Source organism: Candidatus Alistipes pullistercoris, assembly GCF_027665465.1.
Lineage (GTDB): Bacteria > Bacteroidota > Bacteroidia > Bacteroidales > Rikenellaceae > Alistipes_A > Alistipes_A hominis.
This window is the reverse complement of sequence record NZ_JAQDED010000001.1, coordinates 335,433-361,959: the sequence shown is the minus strand read 5'-3', so window position 1 is coordinate 361,959 and position 26,527 is coordinate 335,433. Positions and strand designations below refer to the sequence as shown.

Genomic DNA, 26,527 nt, shown 5'->3' with positions numbered 1-26,527 from the left:
AAACCTTACTTTTGTACATTGCATAAAGTGTATATGGATGTTACGTGAGCTATTGGTGGACGTGGAGGTGCTTTCGACGTCGGGAGACCTTTCGGTAGAAATTGACAATCTTGAGTTTGACTCGCGCGAGGCGAAGCCGGGAACGCTGTTTTTCGCCATGCGCGGAACGCAGACCGACGGACATCGCTTTATCGGGGCGGCCGTCGGTCTCGGAGCGTCGGCGGTAGTATGCGAAGAGTTGCCGGAAGAGTTGTGCGGTGGGGTGACCTATGTGCGGGTGGCGGATTCGACGGTTGCGCTGGGGCGCATCGCGTCGGCCTTTTACGGACATCCGAGCCGTAATCTGAAACTGGTGGGTATAACCGGAACCAACGGGAAAACCACGACGGCGACGCTGCTGTACCGGTTGTTCCGCCGGCTGGGATATAAGGTGGGATTGATTTCGACCGTAACCTACTGCATCGATACCGAACAGCGCGAATCGACCCATACGACGCCCGACGGCATCCGGTTGAATCGCATGATGGCCGAAATGGTCGAACGCGGATGCGAATACTGTTTTATGGAAGTCAGTTCGCACAGCCTCGTGCAGCACCGCATCGAGGGACTCTCTTTCGTCGGCGCCGTTTTCAGCAACATTACCCACGACCATCTGGATTATCATCATACGTTCGCTGAGTACATCCGGGCCAAAAAAATGCTGTTCGACGCGCTGCCGGAGGGAACGTTCGCGCTGACCAATGCCGACGACCGCAACGGCATGGTGATGGTGCAGAATACCGGCGCGGAGGTCAAGACTTACGCGTTGCAGGCGTTCGCCGATTTCCGGTGCCGGATCGTCGAGATGCATTTCGACGGCATGCTGCTGAATCTGGACGGTTCGGAGGTCTGGGCGACATTCCTCGGGCGTTTCAACGCTTACAACCTAACGGCCGTATATGCGACGGCCCTGCTGCTCGGCGCCGACCGCGACGAGGTGCTGCGTATCCTGAGCGAGCTGACGTCGGTCAGCGGCCGTTTTGAGTACGTTCGTTCGGCGGACGGGGTGACCGCCATCGTCGATTACGCTCATACTCCGGATGCGTTGCAGAACGTCCTGCGGACGATCGACGAGATTCGCCGGGAAGGGCAGCGGATCTATGTCGTCGTGGGGTGCGGCGGCAACCGCGACAAGACCAAGCGGCCCGAAATGGCGCAGATCGCCGTGGCGAACAGCGACCTGGCGATCCTGACTTCGGACAATCCCCGGATGGAAGATCCCGAAACGATTCTCGAAGACATGAAGGCGGGGCTCGATCCGTCGGCGTCGTATCTCGCCGTTACCAACCGCCGCGAGGCGATTCGGACGGCCGTGACGCTGGCCCGGCCGGGCGATATCATCCTGCTGGCCGGCAAAGGGCATGAAACCTATCAGGACATTGCCGGAGTGAAACGTCACTTCGACGACAAGGAAGAGGTTTCGAACCTGTTCGCACTGCGGACGAAGAAGTAAATTCGATTAAGAACCGTATTTATGTTATATCATTTAGTCAAGTATCTTTCATTGCATTTCGACATTCCCGGTGCGGGGATGTTCCTGTCGCTGTCGTTCCGTGCGGCGATGGCGATTATTCTGGCGCTGGCGATCGGAATGATTTTCGGCCGCCGGATCATCCGTTTCCTGCAGCGTAAGCAGATCGGCGAGGAGGTGCGCAACCTCGGCCTCGAAGGACAGTTGCAGAAACGCGGAACGCCGACGATGGGCGGCGTTATTATCCTGATTTCGATTCTGATCCCGACGCTGTTGTTCGGCGACCTGACCAACGTTTATACGCGGCTGATGATCGTTTCGACCGTCTGGCTCGGATTGATCGGTTTCCTGGACGACTACATCAAGGTGTTTCGCAAGAACAAGGAAGGGCTCAGCGGCCGGTACAAGATCGTCGGGCAGGTCGGCCTCGGACTGATCGTCGGTTGCGCGATGTGGCTCAGCCCGCAGATCGTGACCAAGGAGAAACTGGACAGAAACGCGCCGCGCGCGCATGTGGAATATGTCAACGACAACGGGCAGCGCAGCGCGGTCTATATGGCGCCGGCCGAAAAAACCGTCAATACTACGATCCCGTTCGTCAAGAACAACGAATTCAATTACCACTGGCTGGTGCCGGGCGACAGCGAGCGGGCCGACCTGTGGACGTGGCTGGTATACGTCGTGATCGCTACGCTGGTCATTACCGCCGTCTCGAACGGCGCGAATCTGACCGACGGGCTCGATGGACTGGCTTCCGGCGTGTCGGCGACGATCGTCGTCACGCTCGGGATACTGGCCTACCTGTCGGGGAACGTCATTTACGCCGATTACCTGAATATCATGTATATACCGATGAGCGGGGAGCTGATCGTCTATGCGGCGGCGTTTGCCGGGGCGCTGTTCGGCTTTTTGTGGTACAACTGTTATCCGGCGCAGGTCTTCATGGGCGATACCGGCAGTTTGGCGATCGGCGGAATCATTGCCGTATTCGCGCTGCTGATCCGAAAGGAGTTGCTGCTGCCGATCCTGTGCGGGATTTTTTTCATCGAAAGCCTGTCGGTCATCATGCAGGTCACCTATTTCAAATATACGAAAAAACGGTACGGCGAAGGCCGGCGCATTTTTCTGATGTCGCCGCTGCACCACCATTTCCAGAAGAAAGGTTACTTCGAATCGAAAATCGTCGTGCGTTTCTGGATCGTGCAGTTGCTGCTGGCCGCCATCACGTTGGTAACGCTTAAAATCAGATAACGATGCAGAGGATCGTGGTATTGGGAGGAGGCGAGAGCGGTTGCGGGTCGGCGGTGCTGGCGCGCGTAAAAGGATTCGACGTGTTTCTGTCGGATAGGGGGAGTATCGCTCCGAAGTACAGGGAACTGCTGGAGAAATGGGATATTCCTTATGAGGAGGGACGGCATACGGCCGGTAAAATCCTGTCGGCCGACAAAGTCGTGAAAAGCCCGGGGATTCCGGACAAGGCTCCGATGGTGAAGGCCGTCCGGGAGCGGGGAATCCCGGTTATTTCTGAAATCGAGTTTGCGGGGGCTTATACCTCTGCGCGAACGATCTGCATCACCGGCAGCAACGGCAAGACGACGACGACGACGCTGACCTACGAGATTTTGCGGCAGGCCGGCGTGAACGTCGGCCTGGCCGGAAATATCGGCGAAAGTTTCGCGCTGGCGGTGGCCACCGGCAATTACGATTGGTACGTGATCGAGCTGAGCAGTTTCCAGTTGGACGGCTGTTACGATTTCCGGGCCGATATCGGCGTGCTGATGAATATTACGCCCGATCACCTCGACCGGTACGATTACGAGTTGCAGAATTACGTGGACAGCAAGTTCCGTATCCTGCGGAACCAGCGACCGGAAGACCGTTTTATTTATTGCGCCGACGATCCGCTGACGCTCGGAAACCTGCCGAAACATCCGCTTGGGATGCAAACCCTGCCGTTCAGCGTGAAAACCTGCGACGGATGCGCGGCGATGCTGGCCGATGGCGTGATCCGTGCGGAAGTTGCCGGGAAACGGGTGGAGATTCCGGTTGCGGAATTGAAAATTAAGGGAATGCATAATACTTATAATGCGATGGCCGCTTCGCTGGCGGCCTTGTCGGCCGGGGTCGGGCCGGATGCGATATGCCGGACGCTCAGGGCGTTCGAAGGGGTCGAGCACCGCCTCGAAAAGTGCGGGGAGATCGACGGCGTGACCTACGTCAACGATTCGAAAGCGACCAACGTCGATTCGGTGTGGTACGCGCTGGAGAGCATGACCCGTCCGGTGGTGTGGATCGCCGGCGGAACCGATAAAGGGAACGACTATGCGCGGCTTTACGAGTTGGCGGAGGCGAAAGTCAAGACGCTGGTCTGCATGGGCGTCGATAACGGTAAGTTGCTGAAGGCTTTCGATGGTCGGATCGGGAAGATTGTCGATACCCATTCGCTGGACGAGGCGATGGCGGCCGCCCGCCGGAACGCCGGAACGGGCGATGTGGTACTGCTGTCGCCGGCCTGCGCCAGTTTCGACCTGTTTAAAAATTACGAAGACCGCGGACGGCAGTTCAAAGAGTGGGTCGCCGCCGCGCAACGATAACGTATCGATAAAACCGAAAAAACGACGATCATGCAACCGGACGAACCGCACAACGAACAGCAGGGCTTTTTCGACCGCTTTTTCAGCGGCGACCGCGTACTGTGGGTGATCATTGCGATCCTGTCGATCGCGTCGCTGCTGGTGATCTATTCGTCGACCGCGTCGATGGCTTACCGTAAGGCCGGCGGGGATACGGCGCACTATTTCCTGCAGCAGTTGAAGTTCATCGTGCTGGGGTTCGCCGCGATGATCGCCGTGCACCGGATCGATTACCAGCGTTACGCGCGTCCGCGCTTTCTGTCGTTCGTTTTCGTTACGGCGCTGCTGTTCATGCTGTTGACCTTCTTCGTTGGAGTCAACCTGAATAGCGCTTCGCGGTGGATCCGCATCCCGCTGATCGGCGTGACGTTCCAGCCTTCGGATTTCCTGCGGATCGCGCTGATCGCGATCCTGGCGCGGCAGTTGGCCAAGCGGCAAACAAACATTCACCGTATGCCGCTGCTGCCTGCGCTGACGCTGCGCGGGTGGCGTAAAAATCCGGACAAGAATTTCAATATACTGACCAATATCACGATCCCCGTTCTGGGGCCGATCGTGATCGCCTGCGCCGCGATTTTTATTTCCAATTTTTCGACGGCGGCGATCACGTTCTGCACCTGTCTGATCATGCTCTATGTCGGGCGTGTCCGCGTGCGGGAGTTGTGGCGACTGGTCGCGCTGGTGTTCGTGACGATGGTTTGCGCCGTGTCGGTGATGTACGCCTTCAATATCGGGCGGTCGCATACGTGGGTCAACCGGCTTGGGATCGGGGATATGATGAGTAAGACCGAGCAGGTCAAAGCGCAGGGCGAAGACGACGATTTGCAGCAGGAGCAGGCCCGGATCGCGATCGCTTCGGGCGGATTGATGGGCAAAGGGCCCGGAAACAGTACGCAGCGGTCGAACCTGCCGCACTCCTATTCGGATTTCGCGTATGCCTTTATCGTCGAAGAGTACGGACTGATCGGAGCGTCGCTGATGCTTTTCCTGTACCTGTGTATTTTCTTCCGTGGGATCGTTACGTTCCGGCGTTGCGGGACGGCGTTTCCGGGATTGCTGGTGCTGGGGCTTTGCCTGATGATTACGTTCCAGGCAATCTGTAACATGCTGGTTTCGGTGTGCCTGTTCCCGGTGACCGGGCAAACGCTGCCGCTGGTCAGCCTGGGCGGTTCGTCGATCGTGTTTACCTGCCTGGCGCTCGGCCTGATTCTCGGGATCAGCCGACAGGTGAAGGAAGAGTCGCTGGATCGGCCGAGAAAAGAGTCGTTACTGGAGTAGCGGAACGGGCGGCCGTTTTTGCGGCGAATATCGGATCATTGATGTTGTGTTTGAAAATATGGATCGGAAATTAAAAGTCATACTGAGCGGAGGAGGTACCGGAGGGCATATCTATCCGGCGGTTGCGGTGGCCGAAGCGCTGAAGCGGCGGCTCGGCGACGGCGTCGAAATCCTTTTTGTCGGCGCCGAAGGAAAGATGGAAATGGAGAAAATCCCGGAGCTGGGCTACCGGATCGAGGGGCTGCCCGTCGCGGGATTGCAGCGGCGGTTGACGCCGAAAAACCTGGCCGTTCCGTTCAAGGTCGTGCGGTCGGTGCTGCGCGCCCGGCGAATCGTCAAAAAATTCGGGGCCGACGTAGCGGTCGGCTTCGGCGGGTATGCCAGCGCGCCGGTGCTGTGGTCCGCGCAGCGGATGGGAATTCCGACGCTGATTCAGGAGCAGAACTCCTATGCGGGCATGACCAATAAGATGCTGTCCTCGCGCGTCAGGCGTATCTGCGTGGCTTACGAAGGGATGGAACGCTTTTTCCCGAAAGAGAAGATCGTCCTGACGGGCAATCCGCTCCGGGGGCGTTTTTGGCGCAATCCGGATCTGCGCGCGGAGGCGCTTCGGCATTTCGGTTTGGAAGAGGGCAAGCCGGTGACGCTGGTCGTCGGCGGCAGCCTCGGTACCCGGACGCTGAACGAAATGATGAAAGCCAACGTGGATCGGATCGTTGCCGAAGGGAAGATACAGGTGATTTGGCAGACCGGTAAATATTACGAACGGGAGATGACGGAGTTTATGCAGGGGCGCTCCGACCGGGGTATCTGGCGCGGAGCTTTTATCGACCGGATGGATCTGGCCTATGCTGCGGCCGACATCGTCGTGGCGCGGGCCGGAGCCTGTACCGTTTCGGAACTGTGCCTGATCGGCCGGCCGACGATCTTCGTGCCGTCGCCGAATGTGGCCGAGGATCACCAGACCAAAAATGCGATGGCTCTCGTCGGGAAGCAGGCCGCCCGGATGATTCCCGACCGAGATGCGGTGAACGGAGTTTTTCCGGTCGTGGAGGAATTGTTGGCCGATCCGAAGCAACTCGCTGAAATGGAGCGTAATATATTGACTTTAGGGATCGGCGATTCCGCAGATCGGGTTGTGAATGAAGTTATGGATGTTGTAAACGGGAAATAATGAACTTTAGTAAAGTATATTTTTTAGGAATCGGAGGGATCGGGATGAGCGCCCTGGCACGTTATTTCCTGCACGAGGGGAAACAGGTGGCCGGATACGACCGCACCGCGTCGGAACTGACCCGGGCATTGGAGTGCGAAGGAGCGACCGTTACTTATGAGGACGAGGCGGATACGATTCCGGAGCCGTTTCGGGACAAGGCCGATACGCTGGTGGTTTATACGCCGGCGATCCCGTCCGATAGTTTGCAGTTCGGATTTTTCCGGGATGGAGGATTCGAGATCGTCAAGCGTTCGCGGATGCTCGGCGTGATGGCCGAGGGGAAATACCTGATGGCCGTCGCCGGAACGCACGGCAAGACGACGACCAGTACGATGGCCGCGTGGTTCGATCGCGAGGCCGGGGGCGGCGGCAGCGCTTTTCTCGGCGGGATTTCCAAGAATTTCGGTAGTAACCTGGTGCTCGGCCCGGGGGAACGATTGGTCGTCGAGGCCGACGAGTTCGATCGGTCGTTTCTGCAGCTCTATCCGGACGTCGCGGTCGTGACGGCGGTCGATGCCGACCATCTCGACATTTACGGGACGCACGAAGCGGTCAAAGAGGCTTTTTCGGAGTTTGTCGGGCAGATCAGACCGGGCGGCGCGCTGATTCTCAAACAGGGGGTCGAACTGGATATCCGTAACGACCGAATCCGGGTTTACCGGTATGCATACGATACGCCCTGCGACTTTTACGCCGACCGCATCCGGCTTGAGCCGGACGGGCGGCACACGTTCGACCTTGTTTGTCCCGACCGCGTGATCCGGGATTGCACGCCGGGCGTTCCGGGATGGGTGAATGTCGAAAATTGTGTGGCGGCGGCGGCGATGCTGTGGGTGGCCGGGTTCGACGAAGCGAAGCTGCGGGTCGCGATCGCGTCGTTCAGCGGCGTGAAGCGCCGGTTTGATTTTTACGTCAATACGCCGAAGCATATTTATATGGACGATTACGCGCACCATCCGAACGAACTGCGGGCCGCGATCACGTCGGTCAGGGAGATGTTCCCGGCGCGGAAGCTGACGGTGGTGTTCCAGCCGCACCTGTACACCCGGACGCGCGATTTTTACCGGGAGTTCGCCGAGGCGTTGTCTTTGTGCGACGAGGTGTTGCTGCTGCCGATCTATCCGGCGCGCGAGGAGCCGATCGAAGGGGTGGCTTCCGAAATGCTGCTGCCGCTGATCGGTTGTCCGGCACGGGTCGTCCGCAAGAAGGATCTGACGGACGTGCTGAAATCGAAGAACCCGGAATTGCTGGTGACGTTCGGGGCGGGCGATATCGACCGCTTCTGCACGCAGATCGCCGGTTTATTCGCAGAAAAATAAGAACCCGATAAAACGGAGAATCGTGAAACGGTCGCTGGTTATCACCCTGAATCTGCTGACGTGGACGCTGCTTGCGGTCTACCTGTCGTTTTCGTTGCGATATACGTCGCAGCGGAAAAAGGAACAGTTGTGCCGGGAGGTACGGGTGACGGTGCTGGACAGCGCCGAGCGGAATTTCATTACGCCGGCGATGGTCAGGGCGTGGTTCGCAGCCGAAAAGATGAAGTTGGTCGGAACCGAACTGTCGTCGATCAATACCCTCGAACTGGAGCGTTTCGTCCGGCGGCGCGGGTTCGTCCGCACGGCCCGCGTCTACACTTCGATGGATGGGCGGCTGAACGTGGAATTGACGCAACGGCGTCCGGTGGTGCGGTTCAATACGCAAAACGGGTACAATTTCTACGTGACCGACGACGGCTATGTCCTGCCGCAGCAGCGCTATTTCGTGGTCTATGTTCCGGTGGTTACCGGTTATGTGCCGTTCCCGTTCAAACCGGACTATGTCGGCCCGCTCGACCGGTTCGCCGGAAATCCCGAAAAAAAAGTGCAGAAAAATTACTCGTTTTTGGTGAAACTGATTAATTTTGTGAAATTCGTGGATAGTGACGACTTCTGGAAAGCGTTTATCGTTCAGGTTCATGTCGTCGGCTCGCAGGCCGGGGACGGGTACGATCCTGATATCGAGATCGTGCCTAGGGCGGGCGACCAGGTGATCATGCTCGGCAGCGTCGACGGTTACGAACAGAAACTGGCAAAGTTATTGAGTTTTTACCGGCATGCCGTCGCCTACGAGGGGTGGAATTGTTGTAGCTACATAAATTTGAAATATAAAGATCAGATTGTCTGCATCGAATAAACAGGAATGAAAGTGGAAAACGGGGATTATATTGTTGCAATCGATTTAGGGACGAATACCGTGGTCGCGATGATCGGCACGAAAGGCGAGGACGGCCGGATTCGGGTTATCGACCGGGAAGTTTCCGCCGTGCAGGGGGCGGGGATGATCCGCGGCGAAATCAAAAATATCGACCTGGTTTCCAGAAGCATCAAGGAGGCCGTCGATGCGATCGGAGAGCGCCAGGGAATCCGGATCACCGAAGCCTATGCCGGTATATCGGGACAGCACATCCGCAGCGTAAAGCAGCCCTATTACGTATTTGCCAGCCGCGGCGGGGAGATCCGCCAGGAGGACGTCCGCCAGTTGCACGACAGTATGCGCAACGTTCCGGCTCCCGAAGGGGAGAAAATCTTGCAGATCATTCCGCAGAACTACATTGTCGACGACGAGGAGGAGACGGCCAATCCGGTCGGGACGTTCGGCAACAAACTGGCGTCGACGTTCAACATCATATTGGGCGATTCGGTCGCGATCAACCGGTTGGAGATGGCCCTCAAACGGGTGGATATCGTTCCGCTCGGGCTTTTCCTGAATGCGATCGCTTCGGCCGAGGCCGTGCTGACGCCCGACGAAAAGGAGGAAGGCGTCGCCGTGGTGGATATCGGAGCGGGGACGACGGACGTGGTCGTTTATCAGAAAAATATCATCCGTCACGTAGGGATCATCCCGATGGGCGGCAACGTGATCAACAAGGATATCCGCTCGTACGGGATTCTCGAAAAGCATGTCGAGAACCTGAAGACCCGTTACGGGGAAGCCATGCGCGATGCGGCGCAGCCCGACAAATACATTACCACGCCGGGACTGAGCGCGAAGGCGTCGAAAGAGATTTCGTCTCAGAATCTGGCGGCGATCATCGAGGCGAGGATGCTCGACATCATCGACTTCGTGGTCGAGGAACTGAAAAAATCCGGGTTTCAGGATCGGCTTGCCGCCGGGGTGGTGCTGACCGGAGGAGGCGCGCAGTTGAAGCATGTCGAAACCTTGTTTAAAAGTTACACCGGGATGGATGCCCGCGTAGCGGGGGCGGAGAGCACGCTCGACGGGGAGAGTCTCGAAACGGCCGGACAGCCGGCCATGGCGACTGCCGTCGGCATCCTGGCGCGGGCATTCGACGAACGGGCCCAGAACAAGACTTCCCGGTCGAAACAGCAGGTCGTTCGTCCGGCAAGGGAGGAAAAGCCGGTTACCGAGCCCGCTTCGCCGGTCAAGCGGAAGTTGAACGATTTTTACCGGAGCGGGAGCCGGCCGCACGAAGAGGAAGGCGCCGGGTTGCAGGACGACGCTTACGAACCGGAATACAAACCCAAGCGCAAGCCGGGATTGTTCTCGAAGCTCAGGGAGAAAGTGATCAACATGTTTGACGAGGAGATTGAAGATAACGAGATTTAGGTTTATCGGCGCGGGCGGATCGGTTTCGGCCCGCGTCGGTCGTAGTGGAACGAGTGTGAAAAGCGTAAAAGATTTAGTATATGTCTGACGTAAAAGATATAATCGATTTTGAAATTCCGAAGCTGTCGCCTTCGATCATCATGGTTACGGGTGTCGGCGGCGGCGGTAGCAATGCCGTCAACCACATGTTCGAGCTGGAGATCGCCGACGTTTCGTTCATGGTGTGCAATACCGATCCGCAGGCGCTGCGCAACAGTCCCGTCCCGGTAAAGGTGCGTCTCGGACAGAACGGCCTGGGCGCCGGCAACAATCCGGAAAAAGGACGACAGGCGGCTTTGGAGAGCCTCGACGAGATCATCGAGATTTACAAGCGCGAAGGCACCAAGATGGTCTTCATCACGGCCGGTATGGGCGGTGGAACCGGAACCGGCGCGGCGCCGGTGATCGCCCGGGCAGCCAAGGAGCTGGGTATCCTGACGGTGGCCATCGTGACTCTTCCGTTCAAGACCGAGGGCCCGAAACGGATGCGGCAGGCCCAGCAGGGGATCGAGGAGCTGCGCGGCTGCGTCGATTCGCTGCTGCTGATCAACAACGAGAACATTCAGGAGATCTTCGGCAAGCTGACGCTGACCGAGGCGTTCGGCAAGGCCGATGATATTTTGGCTACCGCAGCCCGCGGGATCGCCGAGGTGATTACGCGCGAAAATACGGTGAACGTCGATTTCGCCGATGTGCAGACCGTGATGAGCGACAGCGGCGTAGCGTTGATGGGTTCGGGCCGCGCTTCCGGCGAAGACCGGGCGATGAAGGTGGCCAACATGGCGCTGGAGTCCCCGTTGCTGAACCACAACGACATCGCCGGGGCGAAAAATATCTTGATCAACATCACCTCGGGCGACGAAGAGATCACGCTCGAGGAGACCTATATGATTACCGAGTACATTCAGGAACGCGCCGGGAATAACGCCGATATTATTTGGGGAGCCGGTAAGGACGACGCTCTCGGACAGGATATCGAGGTGACGATCATCGCAACCGGATTCGATTATGCGCAGATGAACATGGTCAGCTATTCGCCTCTGCAGGATTACAAGGATTCGCTTCGCAAGGCGAACGTTCGCGGCGAGTCGGAGAACGATGCGGTTGCCGGCGAACCGGTTGTCGAGTCGCCCGAACCGGCCGAAAAACCGGCGTTCGTGCCGCATGAGCCGTCCGTGCGTCCGGTGTCCGCCGCGCCGGGGGGGCAGCCCGATGCCGCCCGCCGGATCGTGCCGAACCGTCCCGTCCCGGTTCCGCCGAGACCGCAGCCCAAACCGTTCAGCGCGCCGGTTTCGCAACCTGCCATCGAATCCAAGAAGGACGAAGGTTCCGATATCGATATCGAAGAACTGGAGAACCGTCCCGCCTTCGTTCGTCGGAATATCAAGTTCGTCAAAGACACTTCGGCGGAAGGTAACCGCAGTGCGAGGGTCGTGTTGAAAGACGATTCCGCACAGCAGAGCGACAAGGGGCAGAGCAGTTCGTTGTTTGACTAAGCCGTTCCGGTTATGGATCGGGCCGGCTAAATATCTGTAATTTTGACAGCGTGTTTTATCCAAGCCGTGACGTTCAACCCGTTTACGCTGCAGGATTCCGTGATCCTGCTGGTCGTAATTTTGTTGCTGGGCGTTTCGGCGTCGGTTTCGGCTTCTGAAACCGCTTTTTTCTCCCTTTCGCCGCGGGATGTCGTCCGGCTGAAGAACAGCCCGGATCGTAGGAGCAATGCGATCCTGCGGTTGCTGTCGGCGGACGAGTATCTGTTGGCGACGATTCTGGTCGTCAATAACCTGGTCAATATCTGCATCGTGATCCTGTCCAACGGACTGATCGACTCGCTGGTCGGGTTCGCCGGCGCCGCGGGGCTGGAGTTCGTCGTGAAGATGGTGATCGTTACGTTCCTGTTGCTGCTGTTCGGAGAGATCATGCCGAAAATCCTCGCATCGTACCATCCGGTGCGTATCGCGCGGATGATGGCCGTACCGTTGCTGTTGCTCAAGGCGCTGTTCAGGCCGGTTTCGTTCCTGCTGATTCGTTCGGGCGGTTATATCAACCGGAGCGTGACGCGGAAGCGGGAGAACATTTCGATCGACGAACTGTCGAATGCGATCGAGATGACCTCCGGACAGAGCGCCGAGGAGAAGCGGATGCTGTCCGAGATCGTGGATTTCGTTCATACCGAAGTGGTGGAGATCATGAAACCCCGTCTGGACATCGTTTCGCTCGACATCGAGGCCGATTTCGATCGGGTGCGCGAGACGATCGTTTCGTCCGGTTTCTCGCGGATTCCCGTCTACGAAGAGAGTATCGATCATATCAAAGGGGTGCTATATGTAAAAGATATGCTGTCGTATGTCTCGCACGAGCGGGATTTCGAGTGGCAGAATCTGATCCGCAAGCCTTATTTCGTGCCGGAGCACAAGAAAATCAACGAATTGCTCGAGGAGTTCCGGGACAGCAAGATCCACATGGCGATCGTGGTCGACGAGTACGGTTCCACGATGGGGTTGCTGTCGTTGGAAGATATCCTAGAGGAGATCGTCGGCGAAATTTCGGACGAATCCGACCGCGATCAGGCTTTTTATACGAAGCTCTCTCCGAATACGTACCTGTTCGACGGTAAAACCCATATCAATGATTTCCTCGAAGTGTTGGAATTGGACGACGATTATCTCGACGCCATGAAAGGCGGCGCGGAGACGATCGCCGGGCTGATGCTGGAGATCCGGAAGGATTTTCTGCATCGGGGCGAAACGCTGACCTGCCGCGATCTGGTTCTGCAAGTCGAAGAGATGGACGGCAGACGGATCGATAAGATTAAGGTTACGGTGGTTTCTTCCGGAACAGGTAATCTGTAAGGGGGTGTATTTCTGTATATTAAAATTTATACTTCATTAATATTTGTTATTGTTTTTTATAAAACTAAGGAATACGCCCATGAAATACGTTTGCTTGTTTGTCGTTTTATGGCTGGGGGCCGGCCGGCTGGCCGCGCAGTCCGGTTACCAGCCCGCGCCGGAGAATCTCCGCAGCCGGGAAGCGTTTCAGGATAGCCGTTTCGGGATGTTTATCCATTGGGGCATTTACAGTATGCTTGGCGACGGCGAATGGGCGATGACGAACAAAAACATCGATTGCCGCGAGTATGCGAAACTGGCGGGAGGATTTTACCCGTCGAAATTCGATGCGAAGGCGTGGGTGCAGGCAGCTAAAGATGCCGGCATGAAATACATCTGCATTACCTCGCGCCATCACGACGGTTTCTCGATGTTCGGCACCCGGTATTCGGATTACAACATCGTCGAAGCCACCCCTTACGGACGGGACGTTGTCAGGGAACTGGCGAAAGAGTGCCGCAAACAGGGGATCCGGCTGCATTTCTATTATTCATTGCTCGACTGGACGCGCGAAGATTACTATCCGTTGGGCACTACGGGGCAGGGTACCGGGCGTACGGCTCACGGGGATTGGAACGATTACCTCGGTTTCATGAATAACCAACTGACCGAACTGCTGACCGGGTACGGGCCGGTCGGAGCCGTTTGGTTCGACGGTTGGTGGGACAAGGCGGACGCCGACTGGCAACTGGATAAAATTTACGCGACGATCCACCGGTTGCAACCCGGCTGTTTGGTCGGGAACAATCACCATCGCGAACCGTTCCCCGGAGAGGATTTTCAAGCGTTCGAGCAGGATCTTCCGGGACAGAATACCGCCGGGCACTCGGCTGGGCAGACGATCAGCGCCTTGCCGCTGGAAACCTGCGCGACGATGAACGGGACATGGGGTTACAGCATTACCGACCGGAACTATAAGTCAGTCGCTGCGTTGATCCATCTGCTGGTCAATGCCGCCGGACGTAACGCTAATCTGTTGCTGAACGTCGGCCCGCAGCCGGACGGCGAGATACCGCAGGCTTCCCTCGAAAGGCTCCGGGAAGTCGGCCGGTGGATGAAAACTTACGGGGAGACCGTCTACGGAACCCGGGCCGGAGAGATCGCTCCCGGTGCGTGGGGCGTTTCCACCCGCAAAGGCGACCGGCTCTTCGTGCATGTTCTCCGACGCGACGGCGATACGCTTTCCCTGCCGCTGACCGGCGGTGTCGTCCGTTCGGCCGTTCGTTTTGCGGATCGGGCGGAAGTGCCTTTTTCGGTGGCCACAGACTCCGTGTCGCTGGATTTGTCCGGGATACCGGCCGACGAAATCGACAGCGTGATCGAGTTATCCGTACGGCGGTGAATGAAAAAGTTCCGCTCGAGGCGAGACGATATTCTTTTTTAAGTTTTACAGTGTCGGGACGGATTCGTAACGGGGGGAGACTCCTGCCGCCTGTCGCAGCATCCTCCGGAACGTCCGGTATCATAATGCTTGGGCGACGATTTCCGCAAGATCGTAAACAGGCATCGAATTGCCCCGGGCGATTCCTTTCTTGCACAGCGGACAGGCCGTGACGACCGCATCGGCCCCGGTGGCGGCAAAGGCTGCCGCGACGCTTTCGCCGATTTTCCGCTGTCCGTCGTCGTCGATGGCGATGTTCGCCAGGCTCGAACCGCAGCAGAGCGCTTTTTCACGATTTTCGGCCACTTCGGTCAGCCGACCGACTGCGGCGATCACTTCGCGCGGAGCGTCGTAAATGCCCGAACCGCGTCCCAGCTCGCAGGGGTCGTGGTAGGTGAAATTCAGGTCGCCGATTTTCGGGTCGATCCGGTGCGCTTTCAACAATCGCTGGATGTACTCCGAATGGTGTAGCACCTCGATGCCTTCCAGCCGGTAGTCTTCGCGGAAAACGCGCAGGCAGATCGGACACGAAGTAACCAGCGTTTCGATGCCGTGCTGGCGGAAAAGTTCCGTATTGTATTCCATCATTTTCCGTGCGGCGTCCACTTCGCCCGAGAGCTTCAGCGGTCTGCCGCAGCATACGCCCCCCTCTTTGTCGGCCCACCACACTTCATCGCCGGACGCTTTGAAAATGTCGTCCATCGCGCGGAGGATCTTCGGGGTCAGCAGCGTCATGCAGCCGGCGAAGTAGCCGACTTTGCCGTTTCCCTGCGAACGGTCGATTCCCCGGATATATCCGTAACGGTTTTCGCCGACCGGTACGGCCGTCCACTGGCGGCTGTTCAGCCGCAGCGTATTTTGTTCGATACCGACCGGGCAGGCCTGTTCGCAGCGACCGCACATCAGGCAGTTGTTGGCCACCGCATCGGTCAGGTTGCCGCTCCGCAGGTCGCGCAGGAAGTAGACCGACTGCACGCCGTTGATCCCGGCGGCCCGTTGCAACTGGCAGGGGTCGATGCAGATGCCGCAGCGCGAGCAGGCGTTGGTCTGGAAATGGTCGTAGCTCGACGGTTTTTCTTTGCTGCGCAGCCCCGCGTTTCGTAGGAAAATCAGCGGAATCTCGGTAAAAATATGCATATAGCGCGAGAACGGCAGCGCGACGAAAAAGACGCCCAGCGTGATCGAGTAGAACCACCAGGTCGGCAGTTCGCCGGCCATCAGCACGTCGGGCGGCAGTATGCGGGCCAGCAGTTCGCCGGTCGAATTGGTCAGGAAGCTGCCGCAGCCGACTCCCGGGGGAATCAGGTGGTGCTCTTCGCCGAGCGCCCATACGATGCCGCCGAATTTCCAGATTACGCCGCTGGTCATGCTCTCGGCCAGCAGCCGGGCCGGGAAGATCAACCACAGCGCCGACAGGGCGATCCGGTCGCCCGGCGTATGCCGGGTCGTTCGGCGCATACCCATCATCCGCGAACGGATTCGTTTGAACAGCGCCAGGCCGATACCGATCAGGATCAGCAGCAGCAGCGCGTCTTTGATCAGCGAGAAATTGAAATTATGCTCGAAAATAGGGTGTACGTAATAAGAGAAGAAGATATCGACGTACAGCGGAACGTTTTCGCCCTTGAAGTAGACCAGCGTTTCGATCCAGCCGGTCAGGATCAACAGAAACCATCCCAGCGCGAAACTGGTGTGCATGTAACCCAGCAGTTTGTTGGTGCGCCATATCTTGCGGTGCAGCAGCGATTCGCTGATAACCTCCCCGACCGAGCGGAACGTCGAGCGGGTGAACAGCGAACGGACGAATAGACGGCGCTCCGCCGCGGTCAGTCCGACGAACCAGCCGATATATTTATACAGAAGCGTTACCAGCAGGAAGAAGGCTCCCAGCCAGAACGGCAAGACGAATAGTCTGAAATGCTCCATGTTTTATTCCGATAACGGTGCACGCGGTGCCGCGTGCGGTTGTTTACAACTTCGTTTTTCTTCGTCCGGGTTCGCGGAAACGGTCCGTTACTTTTCGGGCACCTCTTTTTTCAGAGTCAGCACCAATTGCCGGATGTTGATTCCGCGCGGGCAGACCAGCCGGCATTTGCCGCACAGCATACATTTGGCCAGTTCTTCGCGGATGCCGCGGTATTCGCCGCGCCGCACCAGCGTTTGCAGTTTACGCACGTTGAACTTGGTCAGATTGCCGGCCGTACAGGTCGCCGTACAGTTGCCGCACGCGATGCAGGTCTGTAGTTCCGGATGTTCGGCCAGCAGCCGGCGGGAGTACTGCATGTCGTTGCGGTCGATGTCTACGCCGCGCGTTTGGCTGATGGAAAATCCCCAGTTCATGGCGTTATTCTTTTAGCGATTCGGCCACCCGGTGTGCGGCGGCGACGGCTTCGTTGATCGACTCCCCGATGTTTTTCGGCGCCGTGATCGTTCCGGCATAGAAGATATGCGGCGACCCCGAGTCGACGCTTCCGGTAAACTGATCTTTCGGCTTGACGAATCCGCTGGGGTATAGGTCGACGCCGTTGCAGCGGCTCCACTGCAGGTTGCATGCTCCGGCTTTCATGCCGACGATCAGCACCAGCATGTCGACGGTCATTTTCAGCGGCAGGCCGATCAGCGTGTCTTCGGCCTTGATCTGCACTCGGTTGTCGATCGTTTGGCTCGCCTCGGAGATGCGGCCGCGGATGAAATGGATATTGAACTCCTGCTGCGCCTGCCGGTAGAGTTCCTCGTAGCCGGGGCCGAACATTCGCATGTCCATGTAAAAGCTGTATACCTCGGCGTCGGGGATCGCCTGTTTCATTTCGATCGCCTGTTTGACGCCGGTGATGCAGCAGACCCGCGAGCAGTGGCGCTGGTTCACCTTCTCGTCGCGCGATCCGACGCAATGCAGAAAGGCGATCGTCTTCGGTATCCGGCCGTCGGCCGTGCGGATGCCGCCGTTGCGGAACATCCGTTCGACGTCTACCGTCGTATATACGTTGTCGTAGATTTTATAACCGTACTCCTCTTTCAGTTCGGCCGGGAAAAGGTCGAAACCCGAAGTGACGACCACCGCGTCGGAGCGAAGCCGGGTGCCGTCGTTCAGCGTTACGTTTTTACCCTCCTGTCCGATCTCCTTCACCTCCCGGGACGTGAGGATTTCGGCGCCGGAAGCGTCGACCTGTTCGCGAAGCGATCCGAGTACTTCGCTCGCGGGGGTCATGGTCGGAAAGAGCCGGTCCCAGCGGTTCAACTTGCCGCCGATCGTCTCCTCTCTCTCGATAATCACCGGGCTGATGCCCAGTTTGCTGAGCGTAATGGCCGTCTGCATCCCTGCGACGCCTCCGCCGATGATAATTACCTTTTTTCCCATAATCCGTTACAGTATGTTTTTCGTGTAGCTTCCGATCGCCGCGGGGGCCGGTTGCCCGATGTATTTTCCATTTTTGCCGAGGTATTTTGCCGACGGGTCGTACTGGACGCCCATCTTGTCGAGCAGCGGTTCGACGGCAACCTGATGCATCTGCATACCGAGTTCCCAGGGATCGTATCCGAGCACCAGCCCGGCCAACTCTTCGTAGGTCAGCACGGGGATGCCGCGGTTGTCCTGCCCGTAAAACGTTCCCTCCATTTCGGAGATCGTGTATTGCCATTTGTCGAGGAACATCGCGCAGCCCGGGCAGTTGGCCAGGATGAAGTCGGGCTTGTACGGGGCCATCGATTCGAACTTTTTCTTGGAGTTGGCGACCGAATAGCCGCGGTTGGCCATCACCAGGTAATTGCGGAATCCGAATCCGCAGCAGTGCCGCCGCTCCGGATAGTCGACCACTTCGCCGCCCCACGCCTCAATCATTCCGGCCAGCACGTACGGGAATTCCGATCCGCCGATACCGACCTTCGGGAAAATCTTCGCATAGTGGCAGCCGATGTGTTCGACGCCGCGCAGCGGTTTTCCGGTTTCGACGTTGACCAATTTGTGTTTGGCTTTCGCGGCGATCTCTTCGCGGTGGTGGAAAATCACGTCGGACGTGTGCGCCAGGTTTTTCGGCTTTTTGAATTCGCGGCCGGTAGCTTTATAAAGGTAGTCGCGGGCCTTCTCTTCCAGTTCCGGGAAGTCGTGCCACATTTCGAGCGCTTCGGAATAGATGCCGAACGACGTGATGCACGACGGGACGAAATTCTCGTACCCCGATTCGGTCATCAGCGAGAACTGCCGCGCCACGACCGTCATGATCGTTTCGAGCGGCACGATGTCGGTATGGTAGCCGATGCCGGTGCAGGAGGTGTGACGCGGGTCTTCGTGGATGTCCCGACCCAGGTCGTTGCGCAGGATATTTAAAAAGGCCGCTTCCGATCCGGGAAAAAAATTCTGCCGGATGCAGCTGCGCGCATAGTAGTAATCGTTGTCGGCGATCTGTTTCTGATACTCTTTCCAGGGTGTTTTCATCGCGTTCGTTTTTTGTTTCGGCCTCTTATTTTCCGGAGTGTTGGCCGCTGTTAGTCGTGAATACGTCGTGGAAATAGTCGTCCCCGGCTTTTTCGTATCCCATTTCCTTCGCTTTTTTATCCGAGCACGTTTCGATGTTCTCGAAAAAACGCATACCCCCGGTCACTTCGAAAATGCTGCGGATCTCCTCCATGCTGCGGTCGTCGATCTTGCGTCCGGCTCCGACGCCTACCTTGCAGTAGTTGTCGCCGAAACGTTCGAAGACGTCTTTGTCGTTGTCGTGGATCCACCGCCATACCGGCCCCTGTTCGGGATGTAGATCCGGATCGACGAAATTCGGCTTGACGCAGTAACCCGACGTCAGGATATTCTGCCCGATGGTGCGTTTGATGGCCAGTTGCTGGCGTCCTTTCTCGGACTCGGTGAAGAAACCGAGTTTTTGCGACAGCGTGCGCAGCGACTGGATGATATATCCGGGCGTATTGCCGCGCGGGCAGCGCGGGCGGCACGACATGCACTCCCCGCAGTACCAGATCGTATCGCTTTTGAGCAGCTTTTCGATGGCGTCGTCGTCCTTGGTTTGCACCATGTTGACGATCTGGCGCGGGTCGTAGTTGTAAAACTCGGCCGCGGGGCAGACTCCCGTACAGATCCCGCAGTTCATGCAGGCCGTCAGGCCCTCTTTCATGCGGACATCCTCCATCAGCATATCGAAATATTTCCCCATAACTCTTGTCCGATAACGTGCATATTTTTACACGTAACAAATTTACATCCAATGTGTAGCACGGAACAGAGAGGATAGACCTATTTTGAATGGGTATAAATACTTAATTTTTCGCCGCGTTCGTCCCGATCGGACGATTCGGGGCGCGGTACGGCCTGGGGGAAGGGTTTACAGGATGCGGCGGCTGGCGGCGTGCGGCAGCAGGGTCAGGGTGTCCCAGTCGATGCCGGTGATCAGTACGGCTCCGGGACGTTTGCCTATGTCGAAACTGCCGGCCCATGCGTCGATTCCGAGCGCTTCGGCGCCGCTGCGGGTGGCCCATTGCAGCCGTTCGGGCAGCGGGATTTCCGGGAACCTTTTCAGTTCGTCGATCATCGACAGCGAATCGTTCGACGCGAGGCTGTCGGTGCCGACGGCGATCCGCCCCGATAACCTATGGAGTAACTCGGCGGGAGGCGTCGCCCTTTCGATAAAATCGTTCGACCGAGGGCACAATACCCATGTGAGCCGGTTCCCGAAACGATGTTGAAGAGTGTCTGCGATTTGTTCGGTGACGAACGTGTTGTGCACCAGCAGCATATTTTTTTCTTTCGGGACCGAGCCTGCGATGCGTCCGGCCGGCGATCCGTATCCGGCGAAATCGATCGTTACGCCTTCCCGGAGGTTCCGTTCGTGAAGGGGCCCCCGTTCTTCGAAAAGTTCCTGTTCGCCGCGGCTTTCCATAAAGTGTACCGACAGCGGGTTTCCCGCTGCGGCGATCGCCCGGAACGCGGCGTCCTGCAGCGAATAGGTGGCGTGCGGGGTGACCGAGGCGGAGAGTCCGAGCGCTTCCGATTCGGCGGCGATTCGGCGTAGGAATGAAAAGTCGGTCGTGCGCAGGCCGAAACCTTCAATGAAATTGTGGTAATGGATGCGGCTATTCCGTTTCAGCTCGAACGTAGACGTGCCGTTGCAAATATCCCCGACGGCCACTATGCCGTCGTGTTCCATCCGGGCGTTCCAATAAGCGGCCGCTTCGATACGTTGTTGCGGGGCGGTTTCGTTGCGCGCCCGCGCGATCGTGTCGGCAAACCCGGCGAACCCGCAGCCGCGGGCGATCCGGCCGCGCAGGTACGACAGTTCCAGATGGCAATGCGCATTGACCATGCCGGGGATCAGCAGGCCGCCGAAAAACTCCACCCGCTGTTGCGAATCGACCGCGTCGGAGGCGGCGATTTCCCGTAGGACGCCGTCAGCGTCGAACGACAGAATCCCGTTGCGCAGCAGTCCCTGTGGTGTCAGGATAAAGTGCGCCGATAATCTCCTTTTTATCTGCGACATGGGAGGCGTTTGAAGGTAAGTTGTACGCTGCCAGGCTCGGGTTGAACCGGAATATTTCGCGGATCAGCGAATCGGCGGCTTCCCGCAGCGGCAGGAAGTAGGTGATCGTCATCGAGTCGATGCGCAGGGCGATGCTCTTTTCCTTGTCGGACGGGGAGGTCGCCAGGCTGATCCGTACTTCGTTCGTTTTCGGATCGGTGACGTCGAAACTGAAAATTTCCTGTTTCTGAGCCCCTTTGATATACCCCAGGTAGTAGAAACTGCCTTTCGTGCCGTCCGTCGTATCGAACTGGTAGTGCGTATAGCGGAGGTTTCCGTTACGACTCGAAGTGTCCAGGTCGTACTTGAATGCGACCTGGTAGCGTCCCGGACGTACCGGAAGGACGATGTCCGGTTTGTCGGGATCGGACAGGCGCCGGAGCCGCCGGGTCGAGTCGGAGTAGACGACGCGTCGGTAGCGGTTCATGGTGCGGCTGTCGACGGTGTCCAGCGTGGCGATCCGCGCTTTCATCAGGGAGTCTTCCCGATCCAGCCGCCGGGCCACTTCTTCCAGAATGTCCGTAAATCGGACGCTTTTGCGCCGCGAAAGGTTGTTGATCGTGTAGCTGAGATCCGAGGGTTTGTATCCGTATTTTTCAAAAATCGGGGTGTAGAAATCCACCGTGTCCGCCTGCGAAAATCCGCTTTTCGGCGAGTCGCGGTAGGCGTTGGCCAGGAAAATCTCGCGGGTGATGGCGATCAATTTCTCGTCCGGTATGTTGCGGGGCCGGTTGCAGGCGGCCGCCGTGACGGCGACGCACAACAGGCAGATCAATCGTTTTATCATGGTCGGTTCTGACTTATCTCTTTTTTCGGTATCATCGCGCGTACCGTCAGCACGGAGATCAGGTAGCTGACCGAAACGAACGTTACGATTACCCACGCCAGGTCGCTCGGATGGACTTCGACCGGATAGGCGTCGATCAGGAACGTCTCTCCGGAGAGTTTGAGGAACCCGAAATGCTGCTGGGCCAGCGCCAGCGCGACGCCGAGCAGCAATCCGCCGCCGGCGCCGATCAGGTAGATCAGCATCCCCTCGGCGACGAAGATCTTACGGAGCAGCTTCGTATCGGCGCCCATCGTGACGAGCGTCTGCGAATCCTTGCGTTTTTCGATGATCAGCATTACCAGCGAACCGATCAGCGAAAACGAAGCGATCACCAGTACCAGCAGGATGATGAAATAGATCCCCCATTTTTCGTACATCATGATGCGGTAGAACGACTCTTTTTGCTGGTAGCGCGACTGGATTTTGTAATCGTCGCCGAGCCATTGCCCGATCTGTTGCTGCACCCGCTGCGGCGAAGCGTCCGCTTCGAGACGGATGGCTACCGACGAAGCTTGTCCCGGATAGTCGAGCAGTTCCTGTGCGAAGTGGAGCGGGACGATCACGTATTTCCCGTCCACTTCGGCTTCCAGCGCGAATACGCCCGACGGGAAAATATTCTGTTTTTTGTAGAAACTGTACGGCAGCAGCGGCGAAACCCGCCCGCGCCGGGGGACGTACACCGAGATCGGGCTGTTCAGGTTGACCCGGATGCCCAGCGCGTAGGCCATGCCCTGTCCGACGTAGGCTTCCGGGAAATCTCCGAACTGCAATTGGAATACGCCTTCGGTTCGCAGGCTGTCCAGCGGCACCACCTGCCGGTAGAGCGAATCGACCCCGCACATCGTGCCGAAAGCCTGCCGGTCGCGGTACTCGAAGACCGCATTGTCTTCGAGCGCATACGCCGCGTCCCGCACTCCGTCGATTGCCAGAAAGCGTTCGCGCGGCAGCGAGTCGATCGGGAATACCTTGCCCCGTACCGGCGTGATCCGGATATCCGGGTCGAACGACCGGTACATGCTTTTGATCAGCCCCTCGAAACCGTTGAATACCGACAGCAGAATCACCATCGCCATCACCGGGATCGCCACGGAAAAGGCGCTCACTCCCGAGACGATGTTGATCACCGAGTGCGATTTCTTCGAAAAAAGGTAACGCCGTGCGAAAAAGAGCGGTAGACGGGGCATGATCCGGATTTTCTATTTCAGCAGTTTGTCGATCGCGCTGATGTATTCCAGCGAGTCGTCGATGTAGAAGGCCAGTTCGGGCACGTGCCGCAACTGGTTCCTAACCCGCGCGCCGAGCGTTTTGCGAATCAGCCAGTTGTTTTCCTGCAGCGAGGCCATCACCTCCGCATGTTTTTCGAACGGGAAGATGCTCAGGTAAATCTTAGCCAGTTCGAAATCCGGACTCATCCGTACCAGCGTTACCGATACCATGGCTCCGCACAGCAGCGAAGCGGCCTCTTTGGAAAAAATTTCGCTGATGTCGCGTTGGATTTGCCGCCCGATTTTTTGCTGGCGGGTGGATTCGATGCGGTCGTTCATTTTTTATCTGTTTTTTGTGATTCCTGTATCGATTCGGTCTCTTTTACCGTCGGTTGGCCGGCCGTTTGTCCGGGCGTTCCGGCGGGTGCGGGATACTCCTTTTCCGTTTTTTCCCGCTTCGTTTTCCGCTTTTCCGGTTTTTGTCGCTGCAAGGAGTCCGGAAGCATTCGTTGCAGGGAGTCCGGGAGCGCTTGCCGTAGTCCGGATGGCAGACTGTCGGCGGAAAGGTCCGCTGCGCCCAGGCTATCCCCGTGCTTTTTCGCTTTTTCGATCAGTCTTTCGGCCCGGCGCATTTCGGCCTCCTGCATCCGTCTCGCGACGCCCTTGCTCGGCTCGGCGCGGATGCCTTCTTTGCTCAGGCGGTAATAGAAGGCCATCGAAACGTTGATGTTGTCCAGCGGCGAATGGGTCGGATTGCCCTGGTATTTGGTTCCGTTCCGCAGAACGTCCGAGTAACCGAAATAGTAGCGGCCTTCGAAAGCCACTTCGAACCGACGGATCAGGAACGAAAGTCCCGCTCCGCCGCAAAGTCCGTATCCCCACCGCGTATCGCGGGTCAGTTTCATCGTATACGGTCCCTGTTCGTAGATCCCCACCCGTTTCGATTTATAATAGTATTTCGAGTCCATGAAATAAGAGAGGTAGACGCCCAGGTTGACGAAGAAACGTCCGTGCCGCTGCATGAAATAGAAATGCGGCTGCCACATCAGCGGCAGTTCGAACGAATTGATCGTGCGGTGGTAGCTCGTGTCGCCTTTGCTTTGCAGGTCGTACATGAATCCGCGTCCCATGTACTGCAAATCGGCCTGGATGGCCCCGACGAATTTTTGCGCGGTATAGAATTTATACGAAATCCCGCCCGAATAGAGCCCCCATTCGGTGCCCGTCTCCCGGGACGGGGTGAACCGTGCGGAACCGCCGCCCCATCCGCCGCGCACGCCGATATAATGCTGGGCCCGGAGCGTTCCGCATCCCAGCAGGATCACGAGTAAAGACAGTTTAGCTATTTTCCACATATTTCGTTTCTTGTTCCGCATTCGTTTGTTCCGCGACAGCTTTCGTTACCGGCCTATCATGCCGCCCATACCTCCCATGCTGCCCATGCCCATGCCGCCGCCGCTGTTATGCTGTTTCTTCTGGTTGGCGGCGTCTTCGGCCCGTTTTTTGGCGATCGCTTTCAGCCGCGCTTCGTTGTCCCGGTTGATTTTCGCCGTCATGCTTTCCATCGTAACGGGGCCGAAAATCCGGTTCATGTCCACGTCGAAGACCAATTCCCAGTTCTCCTTGGTCGTGATCTCCTCCGAATTATTGTCGTCGACGTACATCCCGACCCGTTCGGGCTGCCGTCTTTCGACCAGCGATCCGGTGTCCCATCGGCCGTTCCCGTTGAGATCCTCGATGAAACGGATTTTTACGGTACCTACGTCGATGTATTGCAGCGTATGGCTCCCCGTTTTCAGATGGGCGACCTCTTTCAGAACGGAGCCCTGCGGGGAGATCACCTGTACGACGTATTCGCTTTCGGGCGTTTTACCCTGGATATTCAGCACCAGCGTGGCGTACTTTTCGGGCGATTCGATCGTAAACTCGGATCGCAGCGTATCGTTGCTCTCGCCGTTGGTGTTCTTGAATACGCCGGCCGGGATAAGCAGCCGGTATTTCTGATCGGCTTCCCACGGGGCCGCGAGAGTCCATTTCCGGAGTTTCAGGGTATCCTGCCGGAAAGTCAGCCCGACCGGCGTCGTCTGGTCGCCTTCCCCGAGTTTCAGCAACGACATGGCCGCGCTGTCGACTCCCGTCAGCGGATAATCGAATTCGAAAACGATGTTTTTCTCTGGATTGAGCGTCGTTCCGCCCGCTACGCGGACTTTGAACGGATTGGGTTCCGGAAGGTCGTCCTCTTTTTTCTTTTTCTCCTCTTTTTCTTTTTTCACCGGGGCCCTCCAGCCCAGTTTCAGCAGTTGGGTGTCGGGCTGCAAGCGGAACAGGCTGTCGTGCTTCATGTAAATCAGCTTGCCGCGCAGCGTGTCGGGCAGGTCTTCGGATCTGGAGTCGAACCACAGTTCCATGGTGTCCCGCTTCGAATTTCCGTATTCGGTGACGATCTTTCCGGGGTCGATTCCTTCGAACGAAAGTTCTTTGATGTCGGGATGCGGAGCCGTAAAGGTAAGCACGATCCGGTTGCCGTGCGTGCGCTTCGATCCGGTGTAGGTCTGCCGTCTGAACGGTTTGTCCATGAACATCCGCATCATGACCTGCGGGTCGGCCTGCATGTAGCGGCGCGTGGTGTCGTACCAGATGTCGAATCCCGGCTGGTTCAGCGGGTTGTAGGTCGAGTCGAGGAATGCCACGCGGTCCACTCCCGGTTCGTATTCGAGGTTCCCGTTGTTGTCTTCGAGCGCGTAGATCCGGTAGTCGATCGGTTTCAGGTTCTCAGCGATGAAGATTCCGTTCGGGAAAGATTTCCCGACGGCGATCGGTTTGCTTTTCAGCAGCGTCGAATCGTACTGCGGGATCGAGTCGGTTTTCGCGTCGTAAAAGAGGATGTAGACGTTGCCCACCGTATCCGTCGTCATGGCGTCGGTCGTGTAGCCGGACATCAGCAGCGAGTCGATGTGGTCGCCCGTCGAAAAGACATAGCGCAGGCCGGTATACGGATTCCCCTCGTTGTTGTCCACGACGCTTTTGCCGAAGTTCAGCGAATAGGTCTGGTTCGAATCCAGATCCTCCTTCAGGTCGATCTGGATACCCCGCCCCCGCAGCATGAGGGTCGGTTTTTTCTTCATGAACGGGGAGGTGAAAAACTCCTTCTGCTGGTCTTTGAGCTGGACGTATTCGTTGAACTGGATCGTGATCCGTTTGTCTTTGAAATTGGTCGTCCCGAAAGCGGGGGTCATCATGACGACTTTCGGCGGCAGCGAGTCGCGCGGGCCTCCCTGCGGGGTGCCGACGCTGGCGCAGCGGGCCAGGATCCCGAAGCAGAAAAAAGCCAGGATCCCGAAGCGGGCGATTGTTTTACAGATATTTATTTCGGTCACGCTCATTTTAATCGGAGAATAGGAAACAAAGGTAGTGA

The 26,527-nt window shown here is 57.6% G+C and carries 22 protein-coding genes; 11 read left to right on the top strand and 11 right to left on the bottom strand.

Translation table 11 applies throughout. The annotated features are described in order from the left end of the window. Positions 1–37 precede the first annotated feature (37 nt). The 11 genes from PGR91_RS01655 to PGR91_RS01605 all read left to right on the top strand — a co-directional run bounded on the left by PGR91_RS01655 (position 38) and on the right by PGR91_RS01605 (position 14,521). Positions 38–1,492: a UDP-N-acetylmuramoyl-L-alanyl-D-glutamate--2,6-diaminopimelate ligase gene (locus tag PGR91_RS01655; protein WP_182424191.1), complete on the top strand. Its 1,455-nt coding sequence runs from the start codon at positions 38–40 to the stop codon at positions 1,490–1,492. 21 nt (positions 1,493–1,513) lie between these two features. After that, positions 1,514–2,761 carry a phospho-N-acetylmuramoyl-pentapeptide-transferase gene (gene mraY / locus PGR91_RS01650; protein ID WP_055202638.1) on the top strand — a complete coding sequence of 416 codons (1,248 nt, stop codon included), beginning with the start codon at positions 1,514–1,516 and terminating at the stop codon, positions 2,759–2,761. A gap of 2 nt (positions 2,762–2,763) precedes the next feature. Next, on the top strand, positions 2,764–4,104 hold the full coding sequence (gene murD / locus PGR91_RS01645; RefSeq protein ID WP_055202636.1) for a UDP-N-acetylmuramoyl-L-alanine--D-glutamate ligase: 1,341 nt from the start codon (positions 2,764–2,766) through the stop codon (positions 4,102–4,104). 30 nt (positions 4,105–4,134) lie between these two features. Continuing rightward, positions 4,135–5,421, top strand: coding sequence for an FtsW/RodA/SpoVE family cell cycle protein (locus tag PGR91_RS01640; protein WP_081032493.1), 1,287 nt, complete (start codon positions 4,135–4,137; stop codon positions 5,419–5,421). A 58-nt stretch (positions 5,422–5,479) separates the two neighbouring features. Continuing rightward, a complete protein-coding gene (gene murG / locus PGR91_RS01635; protein WP_118655481.1) occupies positions 5,480–6,595 on the top strand; it encodes an undecaprenyldiphospho-muramoylpentapeptide beta-N-acetylglucosaminyltransferase in 1,116 nt (371 codons plus the stop codon). Further along, positions 6,595–7,956, top strand: a complete 1,362-nt coding sequence (gene murC / locus PGR91_RS01630; protein WP_118655479.1) for a UDP-N-acetylmuramate--L-alanine ligase — start codon at positions 6,595–6,597, stop codon at positions 7,954–7,956. The genes murG and murC overlap by 1 nt, the downstream gene beginning before the upstream one ends. Positions 7,957–7,978: 22 nt before the next feature. Next, positions 7,979–8,812 carry a cell division protein FtsQ/DivIB gene (locus tag PGR91_RS01625; protein WP_118655477.1) on the top strand — a complete coding sequence of 278 codons (834 nt, stop codon included), beginning with the start codon at positions 7,979–7,981 and terminating at the stop codon, positions 8,810–8,812. Between the two features lie 6 nt (positions 8,813–8,818). Continuing rightward, the gene (gene ftsA / locus PGR91_RS01620) at positions 8,819–10,246 is read left to right on the top strand and encodes a cell division protein FtsA (protein ID WP_101571821.1); all 1,428 of its coding nucleotides are present in this window, start codon (positions 8,819–8,821) and stop codon (positions 10,244–10,246) included. Positions 10,247–10,326: 80 nt separating this feature from the next. After that, positions 10,327–11,781, top strand: coding sequence for a cell division protein FtsZ (gene ftsZ / locus PGR91_RS01615; RefSeq protein ID WP_101571819.1), 1,455 nt, complete (start codon positions 10,327–10,329; stop codon positions 11,779–11,781). 42 nt (positions 11,782–11,823) lie between these two features. Then, complete coding sequence (gldE, locus tag PGR91_RS01610) at positions 11,824–13,140, top strand: gliding motility-associated protein GldE (RefSeq protein ID WP_118655475.1); 1,317 nt, start codon at positions 11,824–11,826, stop codon at positions 13,138–13,140. Positions 13,141–13,219: 79 nt separating this feature from the next. Continuing rightward, complete coding sequence (locus PGR91_RS01605) at positions 13,220–14,521, top strand: alpha-L-fucosidase (protein WP_118655474.1); 1,302 nt, start codon at positions 13,220–13,222, stop codon at positions 14,519–14,521. Positions 14,522–14,641: 120 nt separating this feature from the next. On the opposite strand, the gene PGR91_RS01600 is transcribed toward PGR91_RS01605, so the two are convergent. The 11 genes from PGR91_RS01600 to PGR91_RS01550 form a co-directional block, all read right to left on the bottom strand. Then, positions 14,642–16,486 (bottom strand): (Fe-S)-binding protein, encoded by a 1,845-nt coding sequence (locus PGR91_RS01600; protein WP_118655472.1) that lies wholly within the window; start codon positions 16,484–16,486, stop codon positions 14,642–14,644. An 87-nt stretch (positions 16,487–16,573) separates the two neighbouring features. Further along, positions 16,574–16,900 carry a 4Fe-4S dicluster domain-containing protein gene (locus PGR91_RS01595; protein WP_055202614.1) on the bottom strand — a complete coding sequence of 109 codons (327 nt, stop codon included), beginning with the start codon at positions 16,898–16,900 and terminating at the stop codon, positions 16,574–16,576. Positions 16,901–16,904: 4 nt separating this feature from the next. Beyond that, entirely contained in the window at positions 16,905–17,918 is a 1,014-nt protein-coding gene (locus PGR91_RS01590) for an FAD-dependent oxidoreductase (RefSeq protein WP_055202612.1), read from the bottom strand. Between the two features lie 6 nt (positions 17,919–17,924). Next, complete coding sequence (locus tag PGR91_RS01585; protein ID WP_055202610.1) at positions 17,925–18,992, bottom strand: CoB--CoM heterodisulfide reductase iron-sulfur subunit B family protein; 1,068 nt, start codon at positions 18,990–18,992, stop codon at positions 17,925–17,927. 25 nt (positions 18,993–19,017) lie between these two features. Beyond that, on the bottom strand, positions 19,018–19,719 hold the full coding sequence (locus PGR91_RS01580; protein ID WP_055202609.1) for a 4Fe-4S dicluster domain-containing protein: 702 nt from the start codon (positions 19,717–19,719) through the stop codon (positions 19,018–19,020). A 168-nt stretch (positions 19,720–19,887) separates the two neighbouring features. After that, entirely contained in the window at positions 19,888–21,039 is a 1,152-nt protein-coding gene (locus tag PGR91_RS01575; protein WP_153497777.1) for an amidohydrolase family protein, read from the bottom strand. Beyond that, positions 20,951–21,865, bottom strand: coding sequence for a DUF4296 domain-containing protein (locus tag PGR91_RS01570; protein ID WP_101571810.1), 915 nt, complete (start codon positions 21,863–21,865; stop codon positions 20,951–20,953). Before PGR91_RS01570 ends, PGR91_RS01575 begins: the two co-directional genes overlap by 89 nt. Further along, positions 21,862–23,091, bottom strand: coding sequence for an FtsX-like permease family protein (locus PGR91_RS01565; protein ID WP_101571808.1), 1,230 nt, complete (start codon positions 23,089–23,091; stop codon positions 21,862–21,864). Before PGR91_RS01565 ends, PGR91_RS01570 begins: the two co-directional genes overlap by 4 nt. Before the next feature lie 12 nt (positions 23,092–23,103). Continuing rightward, entirely contained in the window at positions 23,104–23,451 is a 348-nt protein-coding gene (gene rbfA / locus PGR91_RS01560; protein WP_182424062.1) for a 30S ribosome-binding factor RbfA, read from the bottom strand. Next, a complete protein-coding gene (locus tag PGR91_RS01555; RefSeq protein ID WP_182424190.1) occupies positions 23,448–24,467 on the bottom strand; it encodes a porin family protein in 1,020 nt (339 codons plus the stop codon). Before PGR91_RS01555 ends, rbfA begins: the two co-directional genes overlap by 4 nt. Before the next feature lie 45 nt (positions 24,468–24,512). After that, the gene (locus PGR91_RS01550; protein WP_118655468.1) at positions 24,513–26,495 is read right to left on the bottom strand and encodes an Ig-like domain-containing protein; all 1,983 of its coding nucleotides are present in this window, start codon (positions 26,493–26,495) and stop codon (positions 24,513–24,515) included. Between the last annotated feature and the right edge of the window lie 32 nt (positions 26,496–26,527).

What these genes read in the sequence shown, in the direction of transcription:
- PGR91_RS01590 (WP_055202612.1), bottom strand. Translation starts at nt 17,918, where the DNA reads ATGGGAAAAAAGGTAATTATCATCGGCGGAGGCGTCGCAGGGATGCAG.
- murD (WP_055202636.1), top strand. Translation starts at nt 2,764, where the DNA reads ATGCAGAGGATCGTGGTATTGGGAGGAGGCGAGAGCGGTTGCGGGTCG.
- PGR91_RS01595 (WP_055202614.1), bottom strand. Translation starts at nt 16,900, where the DNA reads ATGAACTGGGGATTTTCCATCAGCCAAACGCGCGGCGTAGACATCGAC.
- PGR91_RS01605 (WP_118655474.1), top strand. Translation starts at nt 13,220, where the DNA reads ATGAAATACGTTTGCTTGTTTGTCGTTTTATGGCTGGGGGCCGGCCGG.
- ftsZ (WP_101571819.1), top strand. Translation starts at nt 10,327, where the DNA reads ATGTCTGACGTAAAAGATATAATCGATTTTGAAATTCCGAAGCTGTCG.
- PGR91_RS01565 (WP_101571808.1), bottom strand. Translation starts at nt 23,091, where the DNA reads ATGCCCCGTCTACCGCTCTTTTTCGCACGGCGTTACCTTTTTTCGAAG.
- rbfA (WP_182424062.1), bottom strand. Translation starts at nt 23,451, where the DNA reads ATGAACGACCGCATCGAATCCACCCGCCAGCAAAAAATCGGGCGGCAA.
- PGR91_RS01585 (WP_055202610.1), bottom strand. Translation starts at nt 18,992, where the DNA reads ATGAAAACACCCTGGAAAGAGTATCAGAAACAGATCGCCGACAACGAT.
- murG (WP_118655481.1), top strand. Translation starts at nt 5,480, where the DNA reads ATGGATCGGAAATTAAAAGTCATACTGAGCGGAGGAGGTACCGGAGGG.
- PGR91_RS01655 (WP_182424191.1), top strand. Translation starts at nt 38, where the DNA reads ATGTTACGTGAGCTATTGGTGGACGTGGAGGTGCTTTCGACGTCGGGA.
- ftsA (WP_101571821.1), top strand. Translation starts at nt 8,819, where the DNA reads ATGAAAGTGGAAAACGGGGATTATATTGTTGCAATCGATTTAGGGACG.
- murC (WP_118655479.1), top strand. Translation starts at nt 6,595, where the DNA reads ATGAACTTTAGTAAAGTATATTTTTTAGGAATCGGAGGGATCGGGATG.
- PGR91_RS01570 (WP_101571810.1), bottom strand. Translation starts at nt 21,865, where the DNA reads ATGATAAAACGATTGATCTGCCTGTTGTGCGTCGCCGTCACGGCGGCC.
- PGR91_RS01555 (WP_182424190.1), bottom strand. Translation starts at nt 24,467, where the DNA reads ATGTGGAAAATAGCTAAACTGTCTTTACTCGTGATCCTGCTGGGATGC.
- PGR91_RS01550 (WP_118655468.1), bottom strand. Translation starts at nt 26,495, where the DNA reads ATGAGCGTGACCGAAATAAATATCTGTAAAACAATCGCCCGCTTCGGG.
- PGR91_RS01580 (WP_055202609.1), bottom strand. Translation starts at nt 19,719, where the DNA reads ATGGGGAAATATTTCGATATGCTGATGGAGGATGTCCGCATGAAAGAG.
- PGR91_RS01640 (WP_081032493.1), top strand. Translation starts at nt 4,135, where the DNA reads ATGCAACCGGACGAACCGCACAACGAACAGCAGGGCTTTTTCGACCGC.
- PGR91_RS01600 (WP_118655472.1), bottom strand. Translation starts at nt 16,486, where the DNA reads ATGGAGCATTTCAGACTATTCGTCTTGCCGTTCTGGCTGGGAGCCTTC.
- mraY (WP_055202638.1), top strand. Translation starts at nt 1,514, where the DNA reads ATGTTATATCATTTAGTCAAGTATCTTTCATTGCATTTCGACATTCCC.
- PGR91_RS01575 (WP_153497777.1), bottom strand. Translation starts at nt 21,039, where the DNA reads ATGTCGCAGATAAAAAGGAGATTATCGGCGCACTTTATCCTGACACCA.